Raw genomic sequence first — 11,851 nt, forward strand, 5'->3', positions numbered from 1 at the left:
CGATCAAGACATGACAAAGAATCATGACAAATCCGCGCACAACAGCTAGGCAACCGACCAGTAACCAACTTACGGTCAACTCCCCACCCTTGAGAGTTCCGAGTGAGGAGCAGGCTTTTGCCCAGACGCGCCCCCACCCCCGGACGGCTAGGCCGCAAGCTCCCGGCCGCCGCCCTCGCGTTCGTCCTGCTGGCCGCCGCGCCGGCTGTCACCAGCGCCTCCGCCGTCGCCGCCACCCCCCACACCGCCGCCGACTACTGCGGCGGCCAGTGCGACGACATCCTGCCGCCCGGCGAGAACGGCAACGCCACTCTCGCCGACATCCTCGGCAACAAGATCTTCGGCACCAGCCCGGCCCACACCAACGACCAGCTCGGCCCGTACGCCAACCTCGCGGCGGCCTACCCCGGGCTCACCGACAGCCAGTTGGGCAGCTTCTTCAACGACGCCTCGTTCGGCGTCCAGCCCAGCCAGGTCGCCAGCAGCATCAGCCCGCGCCCGGACGTCACGATCGTGCGCGACAAGGCGACCGGCGTCCCGCACGTCACCGGCACCACCCGCTACGGCACCGAGTACGGCGCCGGCTACGCGGCCGCCCAGGACCGGCTCTGGGTGATGGACCTGTTCCGGCACGTCGGCCGGGGCGAGCTCTCCGGCTTCGCGGGCGGCGCCGCCGCCAACCGCCAGCTGGAGCAGAGCTTCTGGCAGGTCGCGCCGTACACCGAGCCCGAACTTCAGCAGCAGATCGACTCCATCGCGAGCCAGGGCAGCCGGGGCCAGCAGGCGCTGGGCGACGCGCAGGCGTACGTCGACGGCATCAACCAGTACATCACCAGCGCCTACAACAGCCGTACCTTTCCCGGCGAGTACGACCTCACCGGCCAGATCAACGCGATCACCAACGCCGGGACCATCCAGCCCTTCAAGCTGACCGACCTGGTCGCGCTGGCTTCGGTGATCGGCGCGCTGTTCGGCTCCGGCGGCGGGGGTGAACTCCAGTCCGCCCAGGTCAAGCAGGCCGCCGACGCGCAGTACGGCACCGCGCAGGGCGACGCCGTCTGGAAGTCGCTGCGCGAGGCGGACGACCCCGAGGCCCTCGCCACCGTGCACGACGGGCAGTCCTTCCCGTACGCGCTGCCGCCCGCGAACCCGCAGGGCGTGGCGATGCCGGACCCGGGCTCGGTCGTCCCCGAGCAGCTGATCTACAACGCCACCGGCTCCGCGACCAGCAACAGCACCAAGGCGACCGGCGTACTGCCCGGCAACCTGCTGACCGCCAAGCACGGCATGTCCAACGCGCTGGTGGTGTCCGGAGCGCACACCGACGACGGGCACCCGGTCGCCGTCTTCGGCCCGCAGACCGGCTACTTCGCCCCGCAGCTGCTGATGCTGGAGGAGTTGCAGGGCCCGGGGATCAGCGCGCGCGGCGCGGCCTTCGCAGGGCTGAGCTTCTATGTCGAGCTCGGGCGCGGCGCGGACTACGCCTGGAGCGCCACCTCGGCCGGCCAGGACATCACCGACACCTACGCCGTGCCGCTCTGCACCACGGACGGCTCGGCGGTCACCCTGGCCAGCGAGTCCTACCTCTACCACGGCCAGTGCCTGCCGTTCGACAAGCTGACCCAGTCCGACTCCTGGGCGCCGACCACCGCCGACTCCACACCGGCGGGCTCGTACAACCTGGTGATGTACCGCTCCGACTACGGGCTGGTGACGGCCCGTGGGACGGTCGGCGGCAAGCCGGTCGCCTTCACCTCACTGCGCTCCAGCTACCAGCACGAGGCCGACTCGATCATCGGTTTCCAGATGTTCAACGACCCCGGCGCGGTGCACAACGCCGCGAGCTTCCAGCAGGCCGCGCAGAACATCAACTACACCTTCAACTGGTTCTACGCCGACGCCAACGACACGGCGTACTACAACTCGGGCAGCAACCCGGTGCGGGCGCCCGGCGTCGATCCCGGTCTGCCGGTGACCGCCTCCCCCGCCTACGAGTGGCAGGGCTTCGATCCGGCGACCAACACCGCCCAGTACACCCCGGCGTCCCAGCACCCGCAGTCCGTCGACCAGGACTACTACGTTTCCTGGAACAACAAGCCGGCCCCCGGTTACGCCTCCCCCGCGTTCGGCGACGGCTCGGTGTACCGGGCCAACCTGCTGGACAGCAGGGTCAAGGCGTTGATCGCCAATGGCGGCAAGGTGAGCCGCAGTTCACTCACTCAGGCGATGGAGAGCGCGGCCCTGACCGACCTGCGCGGTGAGGACGTGCTGCCCGATCTGCTCCAGGTGATCAACAGCGCTCCCATCACCGATCCCCAACTCGCCAACCTGGTACAGGAGTTGAAGAACTGGCAGGCGGACGGCACCAAGCGCACCGAGACCAGCGCCGGCAGCCAGACCTACCGTGACGCGGACGCCATCCGGGTGATGGACGCCTGGTGGCCGCTGCTGGCCCAGGCGGAGTTCCAACCGGGCCTGGGCAGCGGGCTGTTCAACGCGCTGACCGGCGCGTTGCAGATCAACGAGTCGCCCTCGGGCGGCCAGACCGGCCCGGTCAGCGGCGGCGTCAGCGCCAACGAGTCGATCCCGCACAAGGGTTCGTCGTTCCAGTACGGCTGGTGGTCCTACGTCGACAAGGACCTGCGCTCGGTGCTCGGACAGTCGGTGGCCGGACCGCTCGCCCAGCCGTTCTGCGGCGGCGGGAGCCTGTCGGCCTGCCGGAGCGTCGTGATCAGCTCGTTGCAGCAGGCCGCCGCCGAGACGCCGGCCCAGGTCTACCCCGGCGACAGCAGCTGCTCGGCCGGTGACCAGTGGTGCGCGGACACCATCATCCAGCGCCCGCTGGGCGGGGTCACCGACGCCAAGACCACCTGGCAGAACCGGCCCACCTACCAGCAGGTGGTGCAGTTCCCGTCCCACCGCTAGGAGCACCGCAGGGGGCGCCGGGTGACGGCGCCCCCGTGCGGCGGCGGCCGGGTTGCCCCGGCGCCGGGTCGCGCCGACGCTGGCGGGGAGTACCGCCCGCACCGCGACCAGGAACGGTTCCCATGACAGACTCCGGCCCCCGCCCGCACGACACCCGGCTGCCCGGCGAGTCGTCCGCGTACCGCTCGGCCCGCGAGGAGCTGCGACTCGCCGAGCTCGACCTGATGCGCCACCGCGAGCGCGTCGCCGCCCAACGCCGGGCGCTGCCGAAGGGCGCGGCCGTCCACGACCACAGCTTCCTGGAGGGGCCGGCCGAGCTGCACGAGGGCGACGAACCGGTCCGTTCGGTCAAGCTGAGCGAGCTCTTCAGCGGACCGGAACGCCCGCTGGTGGTCTACCAGTTCATGTACGGCAAGCTCCAGACCAGCCCGTGCCCGATGTGCACGCTGTGGATCGACGGCTACAACGGCGTGGTCCGCCACCTGGCGCAGAGGGTCGACTTCGCCGTCGTCGCGGCCGCCGACCCGCACCCGCTGCGCGCGTTCGCCCGCACCCGTGGCTGGGACCGGCTGCGGCTGCTCAGCTGCGCGGACAACACCTTCAAGTACGACCTGGGCAGCGAGGACGAGCAGGGCAACCAGGACGCCACCATCTCGGTCTTCACCCGGGACCCGGACGGCACCGTCCGGCACCGCTACTCGGCCCACCCCCGGCTGGCCGAGGACGTCGACCAGCGCGGCATCGACCTGCTCTCCCCCGTCTGGCACGTCCTGGACCTCACCCCGCAGGGGCGCGGCGACTGGTTCGGCGGGCTCGACTACTGACGCCGTCCGGCGCCTGGCCCTAGGGTCGGGGCCATGACCACCGACGCGTTCCACCCCGACGAGCTCGCCGCCCTGCCGATCACCGAGTTCGCCTTTCCCGGGCCGCTGCGCGACCAGCTGGTGGCGGCGATCCTGGACGGCTCCAAGACCTCCACCACCGGCGTGCTCGCGGACTACGAGCACGAGGGCGACCCGCTGCCCGTGCCGGGCACCCGCTCGGTCGTGGTCGACTCGCAGCACCGTCCGGTCGCGGTGATCGAGACCACCGGCGGTGGCGTCGTCGCGCTCCGCGAGGTGGACCTCGCGCACGCCATGGACGAGGGCGAGGGCTACACCACCGTCGCCGACTGGCGGGCCGCGCACGAGCGGTTCTGGCACAGCCCGGCCATGCGCGAGGCCCTGGAGGACCCGGACTTCACCGTGGACGACGACACCCCGGTGGTGCTGGAGCGGTTCCGCCTGATCGCCGATCTCAGGGCTTAGAGCCGCCGGTCGGGGCCGGGTTGCCGCGCAGCAGCGAGGCCGCGGCGGCCAGCAGGGACATCCCGGTCGCGGTCGCGAAGACGATGATCAGGCCGTGGTGAAACGGCCCCGAGATGAGGGTGGGGAAGAACTCCTTGCCGGTCAGCACGGCGGCGTTGGAGGCGGGCAACGTCGGCAGCACCCCGGTGGGGCCCAGCAGGGTCTGCACCGGGTTGATGCCGAGGAAGGCCGAGAAGACGGTCGACACCGGCGGCAGCGAGGCGGCGTGCTGGGCGACGGCGGCCGGGACGCCCTGCGCCTGGAGTCCGGCGCTCAGGGTGTGCGGCAGGCGGCTCGCCAGGCCGGCGATCAGCAGCGAGAAGAAGACGCCGATCGACAGCGACATCCCGGAGTTCTGGAAGGTCGAGCGCATGCCGGAGGCCGCGCCGCGGTGCTCGGCCGGCACGCTGCTCATGATCGCCGAGGTGTTGGGCGCCGAGAACATCCCCGAGCCGATGCCGTTGAGGGCGATCAGCAGCGCGAAGGCCCAGTAGGGGAAGGTGACCGGCAGCAGCATCAGGCCGACGAAGCTGCCGCCGAAGACCAGCAGGCCGCCGGTGGTGAAGTAGCGCACGCCCAGGCGGTCCGAGAGGTAGCCGCAGAGCGGCCCGGCGGCCAGGAAGCCCGCGGTCAGCGGCAGCAGGAAGATGCCCGCCCAGAGCGGCGCGTCGGCGTAGTCGTAGCCGTGCAGCGGCAGCCAGATGCCCTGCAGCCAGATGATCAGCATGAACTGCAGCCCGCCGCGCGCGACCGAGGCCAGCAGCGCGGCGGCGTTCCCGGCGGCGAAGGCGCGGTTGCGGAACAGCGAGAGCTTGAACATCGGCTGGGCGACCCTGGTCTCGACGAACCCGAAGACCACCAGCAGGATCACCCCCAGGCTCAGTCCGGTCAGCACCTTGGGGCTGGTCCAGCCCATGGTGTGACCGGCGTAGGGCTGGATGCCGTAGGTGATGGAGACCAGCAGCAGGCCGGCGCCCACGGCGAAGGTGAGGTTGCCCCACCAGTCGATCCGGGCAGGCCGGCGGGCCGAGGTCTCGCGCAGCGAGCGGTAGGCCCAGACGGTGCCGAGGATGCCGACCGGCACGTTGATCCAGAACACCGCCCGCCAGTCCCAGGCGGAGAGCAGCCCGCCCAGCACCAGGCCGACGAACTGGCCCGCCAGGCCGGCGATCTGGTTGATGCCGAGCGCCGTGCCGCGCTGGTGGGCGGGGAACGCGTCGGTGATGATCGCCGCGGAGTTGGCCATCAGCATCGAACCGCCCAGCGCCTGGACGATCCGCCAGGCGATCAGCCACACCGCTCCCCCGCCGCCGTCCGCGGGGTCGAAGGAGAGCGCGACCGAGGCCAGCGTGAAGACCACGAAACCGAGGTTGTAGATGCGCACCCGGCCGACCATGTCGCCCAGCCGCCCGAGAGTGACCACCAGGACCGCGGTCACCAGCAGGTAGCCCATGATCATCCACAGCAGGTAGCTGATGTTGCCGGCCGCGAAGGGGTCCAGGTGGATGCCGCGGAAGATCGCGGGCATCGAGATGATCACGATGGAGGCGTCCACGGTGGCCATGAACATCCCGAGCGTGGTATTGGACAGCGCCACCCACTTGTAGCGGTCCGGCCGGGGCGGGCCGGCCGCCGTGCTGCCGCCGGCCGGGCGGACGGTGGACGGCGGGGAGACTCCCGCGCTCTCAGACACGGTGGCTGATCCTCTCCAGGAGCGGGATGGCGGCGGCCAGCTGCTGCTGCTCGGCCGGCGTCAGCTCGGCGTCGATGGCCTCGGTCAGGCGGCGCGCGCGCTCCTCGCGGGCGCCGCGCAGGCCCTCGCGTCCGGACTCGGTCAGCGAGAGGACGACCCGGCGGCCGTCCGACGGATCGGGCTCGCGGGCCACCAGCCCGCGCTCCAGCAGGGTCGCCACAATGCTGCCCATGGACTGCGGACGGATGCCCTCGGCCGCCGCCAGCTCGGTGGCCGTCGCCGGGCCGTCGCGGTCCAGCCGGACCAGGGCCGAGGTCTGCGACAGGGTGAGCTCGCCGTCCGGCTTCACCTGCCGCAGCCGGCGGACCAGCGGACCCAGGCAGGCGCGCAGGTCTGCCGCGATGCGTGCCGTGTCAGTGCTCATGGCCATCAGCATAGACTTATCAGTTCAGACTTACTATACCTCGGAAGGGCGGCTCGCGCCGCCGGCGCATTCCTCCCACCCCCGTGATGCTTTCCGGCCATTTCCGGAGAAGCGTCCGGCCATCGCCGGAGAACAATCCCCGAATGTGTCCCGGACCACATCACGAAGCCATCTCCACTCCCGTGCACCACAATTCGGAGAACGTTGAACCAATTTTCGCGACATCCTGCGCTTCTTATGCAGGGCGACGCATAGCGATCCGCGGTGGCGAACTGACGGCCTGTGATCCTGATCGCATTTGCCCACCGTTGTGCCCGAACGGGCAGTTGACGGACCATCCGATCGGAAAGGCGCGCGCTAGAGTGGGAACAGCGGCCGGACATCAACGGCCGCTTCCTCGTTTCGACTCGCACCCCGCCGGACCACCCCCACTCCGGCGGCGCTGCGGCACGGCAGCCGCCCTACGCGGATTTCCGTTTGCGGACGCCCCCACCCGGGCCTCCCGCATTCGACGGCGAGGGAAAGCTGTCCGATGCGCCACGTTGACCCGTATGCGCATCAGTTCTTCGGGGAGGTATTTTGACCTACGAGTTCACTGCCGTTCAGCTGGGCGACATCGACGGGCTGTTGGCGCTCTACCGGCAGGTCTACGGACGAAGCTACGCACTGCCGCTGGGTACCGACCCCGAGGTGATGGCCCGGGAGATCTCCTCCCCCCGCACGACCTGGCTGGTCGTCAGGGAGCCCGGTACCGGCCGGGTGGTCGGCTCGATCCTCGGCACGGTCGACCCGGACGACCGGCTCGGCAAGCTGCAGGGCCTGGTGATCCACCCGGACATCCGCGGCGGCGGCCTCGCCCACCAGGCGGTCCGCCGGCTCAGCGAGATGATGCTGAGCGGCGACCAGGCCGCCGACTCCGTCTACGCCACCGCCCGGACCAACTCCACAGCGCCGCAACGGATCTGCCTGAGCAGCGGTTTCAAGGCCCTGGGCGTCTTCCCCAACCTGCGCAAGGCCGAACGGCACGAGACCATGGTGCTGCTGGCCAAGCACCGGGACGGCGTCCTGGAACGACGGCTGCCGGTCCCCCGGGTGCCGGCCGGCCTCGGCGGGCTGGTGCGCGCCCTGCACGACGCGGTGGGCCTGCCGGGCCAGCCACTGCCCGCCGTCGACGACGAGCCACACCCGGCCCCGCCGCGCGGCCCGGTGCGTGACGTGGAGCTGGTGGACGCCCCGCAGTTCGTGCTGCGCCGACTGGCCGAGGTGGTGCCCGATCCCGAGCAGCGCTTCTACCCGTTCCACACGCCCAACGTGCTGCTGGCCGCCGCGGACGGCGCGTACGAGCTGTTCGCCCAGCTGAACCGGTCCGACGGCTACTGCGCGCTGATCGGCGCCGCCCCCGGACTCGCCTCGCTGGCACGGGACTTCGAGGCGCTGATCGACCGCCTCGGCCAGGACGGCGCCTCGCACATCGAGACCCTGCTGCCGCTGGACTGCTACGAGGACCTCAGCCTGCTGCTCGCGCACGGCTTCCTGCCGGCCGCCGCCTACCCGGCGATGCGCCGCGAGGGCGAGGGCTTCCGCGACTACGTGGTGATGGCCCGCAGCCTCCAGCCGCTGGACTTCCGCGGCCTGTCCATCGACGCGTCCTTCCAACCCTTCACCGAGCAGTACATCGAGCTGTGGAAGCAGCGGTACCTCAACACCCATGGGGTTTTCCAGTGAGCCAGTACCTCAACCCGGTCCAGGTCCCCGACCCGGTCGCCCTCGCCCACGTGCAGCGGCTGTGCGACATCGCCGAGCCGTACACCGTCGGCGAGGACGCCGACCAACTGTTCGTCGCCGCGATGGCGGAGTCCAACGCCTGGCACGCGGCCAGGTCGCCGTTCTTCGCGAAGCTCTGGGAGTCGAGCGAGGCCGCCCGGCGCCCGCTCGAATCGGTCGCCGACCTGGAGCGACTGCCCTTCGTGCACGCCAACTTCTTCAAGGCGCACGAGGTGGTCTCGATAGCCCCCGAGGACGTCGCGCTGCACGTGACCTCCTCGGGCACCACCGGCCAGAAGTCGCAGATGTTCTTCGACGACTGGACCCTGCGCAACGGCCAGCGGATGGTGGCCCGGGTCTTCGACTCCTACGGCTGGCTGGGCGAGGAGGAGCCGGTCAACTACCTGCTCTCCAACTACCAGCCCCGGCCCGGGCTCAACCTGGGCACCGCGTTCACCGACGAGTACCTGTGCGACTTCGCGCCGGTGCGCTCGGTCGAGTACGCCCTCAAACACACCGGCAGCGGCCACGAGTTCGACCCGTTCGGCTGTGTGCGGGCGCTGCTGCGGTTCGCCGAGGAGGGCGCGCCGGTGCGCATCCTCGGGTTCCCCGCGTTCCTCTCCTTCACGCTCGACCGGATGCGTGAACTCGGGCTCCCGCCCGTGCAATTGAACCCGAAGTCGCTGGTCGCCTTCGGCGGCGGCTGGAAGGGCCACGCCGACAAGCAGGTGGCCAGGCCGGAGCTCTACCGCCGGATCCACGAGCAACTGGGCATCCCGGACGAGCGGATCAGGGACGGCTACGGCGCCGTCGAGCACTCGGTGTTGTACATGGAGTGCGCCAACCACCGCCTGCACGTGCCCACCTGGTCGCGGATGCTGGTCCGCGACGTGCGCACGCTCGCGCCGCTGCCCTACGGCGAGCGCGGCTACGCGCAGTTCGTCTCGCCCTACATCACCTCGGTGCCGGCCCAGTCCGTCCTGATGGGCGACCTGGTCTCGCAGCACTCCCCCGAGGAGTGCGGCTGCGGCCTGCCCACCCCCTGGTTCGCCGTGCACGGCCGGGCCGGGGTCAGCCGGAACCGCAGCTGTGCCGTCGCCGCCGCCGAACTGCTCAAGGGGAAGTCATGACCACCGATCAGCACTACTGGCAGGGCGAGTGGGTGGACGACGCCGAGGCGGACCGCCGCCTGGACGCCATCGACAGTCACGTCGCCACCGCGCTCGGGGAGAGGCTGAACCCGCTGACCGTGCTGGCCGCCTGCGACCGGCTGGCTCTCGCCCTGGCCGACCCGGCCAGCGCGCAGTCGGTGCGGCTCTTCGCCGAGCTGCGCGCCGCGCGGATCCCCGCGGGCGAGGCCGCCCGCACGCTGACCGACATCGCCGAGGGACTCTCCCGGGAGGCCCTGGAGGCCAAGCTGACCCGCGAGCTCGGCGGCATCGACCCGGGCCGGCTGGCCCGCTTCGACTTCCGGCGGGAGATCTTCGAGGGCTGGCTGCCGGTCGGCCTGCTGGTGCACGTCGCGCCCGGCAACGCACCGGCCGCCGGCGCGTTCAGCGTGATCGAGGGCCTGCTCGCCGGGAACGTCAACGCCATCAAGACCAGCGGCAGTTCGCGCTTCACCCAGCTGCTGCTGGCCGCCCTCGCCGAGCTCGACCCGACCGGCACGATCGCCACCCGGGTGCTGGTGCTGGCCTTCCCGTCCAGCCGCACCGGCTGGCTGGAGCGGCTGTGCGCGGGCGCCGACGCGGTGGCCGCCTGGGGCGGCGAGGAGGCGCTCGCGGGCGTCGCGGCGCTGGTGCCGGCCGGTTGCCGGCTGGTCGACTGGGGGCCCAAGCTCTCCTTCGCCTACCTCACCGAGCACTCCTGGGCCGACGCGTCGGCGCTGCGCGGCATCGCCGACGACATCTGCCGGCTCGACCAGCAGGCCTGCTCCAGCCCGCAGGTGATCTACCTGGACACCGACGACACCGAGCAGGTCTTCGCCTTCGCCGAGCGGTTCGCCGGCGTGCTGTCGCAGACCGTCGCCGAGCTCGACCCGGCACTGCCGGACCTGCTGGAGAGCGCCGAGATCACCAACACCGTGCTGGTGGCCGGGCTGGAGGAGCACCTCGGCCTGACCCGGGTGCACGCGGCCCCGGACGGCAACTGGCACGTGCTGGCGGACGTCCGCGGCGCGCTGCGGGCCTCGCCGCTGTACCGCACGGTGTGGGTGAAGCCGCTGCCGCGCAAGGAGATCGTCCAGGTGCTGCGCCCGATGCGCCGCTACCTGCAGACCGCCGCGATCGGCGCCGAGCGCGCCGACCTGGCGGTCCTCGCCGGCGAGGTGCTGACCGCGGGCGTGCTGCGGGTCACCGTCCCCGGCCGGATGCTGGACAGCTACGACGGCGAGCCGCACGACGGCGTCTACGCGCTGCAGCGCTACAGCCGCCGGGTCGACGTCCAGCTGGACGAGCGGTTCGCCACCGACTCCTGCCTGGACGACCTGGTCGGCGCGCGCGAGCTGGCCGTCCCGTCCGTCCCGGTCACCGGCAAGACCGAGTTCGAACAGCTGCAGGACGACCTGGGGCGCGCCGAGGTGTTCTTCCGCAGCGGCGGCAGCTCGGGGGCGCCCAAGCTCTCGGCCTTCGCATGGGACGACTACCACGAGCACATGCGCTCGGGGGCCGAGGGCCTGCTCGCGGCCGGGTTCGACCCGCGCACCGACCGGGCGATGAACCTGTTCTTCGGCGGGCAGCTCTACGGCGGCTTCCTGAGCTTCTTCTCGGTGCTGGAGAACCTGCAGGCCGTGCAGTTCCCGATGGCCGCCCAGGACGACCACGCGGCCGTGGCCCGCTCGATCGTCGACCACCGGGTGGACACCCTGTTCGGCATGCCGAGCTACCTGCTGCGGGTCTTCACCGAGGGCGCGGACGCGTTGCGCGGCTACCGCGGGGTGCGCAAGGTCTACTTCGGCGGCGAGCACTTCCCCGAGCGCCAGCAGGCCTGGCTGCGCGAGGAGTTCGGGGTCGAGCTGATCCGCTCGGCGGCGTACGGCAGCGCCGACGCGGGCCCGCTGGGCTACCAGTGCGGCGAGACCCCGGCGCGGGTGCACCACCTGTTCAGCGGGCTCCAGACCCTGGAGATCCTGGCGCTGGACGAGGACCGGCCGGCGCCCGCCGGGGAGGCCGGGCGGCTGGTCTTCACCTCGCACACCCGGCGCGGCCAGCGCCTGGACCGCTACGAGATCGGCGACCTGGGCCGCTGGGTGGCCGGGGAGTGCGGCTGCGGGCGCCGCACCCCGCGCTTCGAGCTGCTGGGCCGCTTCGGCGACGTCTTCCGCAGCGGCAGCTACTTCCTCAACTACCGGCGGTTCGTCACGATCGCGGAGGAGGCCTTCGAGCACCGCGGCGCGCTGCAGATCCTGCTCGACGAGGACGACGCGGGCGAGTCGCTGACCGTCCGTCTGGAGGCCGGCACGGCGCCGGACGGCGCGGCCGCGGCCCGGGCGTTCCTGGACGGGTACCCGGAGCTGGGCTCGGCGGTGGAGCAGGAGGGGCTGCTGACCCTGCGGGTCGAGGTGGGGCCGGCCGACGGCTTCGAGCACACCGCGGCCAGCGGCAAGCTGCTGAGCGTGGTCGAGCGGCGGGCGCGCAACCGCTGAGGTCCGACCGGACGGGACGGGGGGTGACGGCCGCTGCCGTCACCCCCCGTCCCGCG

At 71.5% G+C, this 11,851-nt stretch carries 8 protein-coding genes; 6 read left to right on the plus strand and 2 right to left on the minus strand.

Going from position 1 to position 11,851, the window contains the following annotated elements; translation table 11 throughout:
• Positions 1–117 precede the first annotated feature (117 nt).
• The 3 genes from BS80_RS36180 to BS80_RS36190 all read left to right on the plus strand — a co-directional run bounded on the left by BS80_RS36180 (position 118) and on the right by BS80_RS36190 (position 4,232).
• The gene (locus BS80_RS36180) at positions 118–2,925 is read left to right on the plus strand and encodes a penicillin acylase family protein (protein ID WP_083975750.1); all 2,808 of its coding nucleotides are present in this window, start codon (positions 118–120) and stop codon (positions 2,923–2,925) included.
• A gap of 122 nt (positions 2,926–3,047) precedes the next feature.
• On the plus strand, positions 3,048–3,749 hold the full coding sequence (locus tag BS80_RS36185) for a DUF899 family protein (protein ID WP_035805934.1): 702 nt from the start codon (positions 3,048–3,050) through the stop codon (positions 3,747–3,749).
• Positions 3,750–3,782: 33 nt separating this feature from the next.
• Positions 3,783–4,232: an ASCH domain-containing protein gene (locus BS80_RS36190; RefSeq protein ID WP_035805936.1), complete on the plus strand. Its 450-nt coding sequence runs from the start codon at positions 3,783–3,785 to the stop codon at positions 4,230–4,232.
• Here BS80_RS36190 and BS80_RS36195 read toward each other — a convergent pair.
• A complete protein-coding gene (locus BS80_RS36195; protein WP_051967743.1) occupies positions 4,222–5,841 on the minus strand; it encodes an MFS transporter in 1,620 nt (539 codons plus the stop codon). The two genes, BS80_RS36190 and BS80_RS36195, sit on opposite strands and share 11 nt — an antisense overlap.
• Before the next feature lie 115 nt (positions 5,842–5,956).
• Positions 5,957–6,388, minus strand: a complete 432-nt coding sequence (locus BS80_RS36200; protein ID WP_232246775.1) for a MarR family winged helix-turn-helix transcriptional regulator — start codon at positions 6,386–6,388, stop codon at positions 5,957–5,959.
• Positions 6,389–6,967: 579 nt separating this feature from the next.
• Between BS80_RS36200 and BS80_RS36205 the strand changes: the two genes are divergently transcribed.
• Genes BS80_RS36205 through BS80_RS36215 form a run of 3 tightly spaced genes read left to right on the plus strand, consistent with a single transcriptional unit; the run spans position 6,968 to position 11,795 of the window.
• Positions 6,968–8,113: a GNAT family N-acetyltransferase gene (locus BS80_RS36205; RefSeq protein ID WP_035805939.1), complete on the plus strand. Its 1,146-nt coding sequence runs from the start codon at positions 6,968–6,970 to the stop codon at positions 8,111–8,113.
• Positions 8,110–9,282: a LuxE/PaaK family acyltransferase gene (locus BS80_RS36210; protein ID WP_035805942.1), complete on the plus strand. Its 1,173-nt coding sequence runs from the start codon at positions 8,110–8,112 to the stop codon at positions 9,280–9,282. Before BS80_RS36205 ends, BS80_RS36210 begins: the two co-directional genes overlap by 4 nt.
• Positions 9,279–11,795 (plus strand): acyl-CoA reductase, encoded by a 2,517-nt coding sequence (locus tag BS80_RS36215; protein WP_035805945.1) that lies wholly within the window; start codon positions 9,279–9,281, stop codon positions 11,793–11,795. Before BS80_RS36210 ends, BS80_RS36215 begins: the two co-directional genes overlap by 4 nt.
• Positions 11,796–11,851: the final 56 nt, after the last annotated feature.

This window comes from Kitasatospora mediocidica KCTC 9733 (genome assembly GCF_000744225.1).
Classification (GTDB): Bacteria; Actinomycetota; Actinomycetes; order Streptomycetales; family Streptomycetaceae; genus Kitasatospora; species Kitasatospora mediocidica.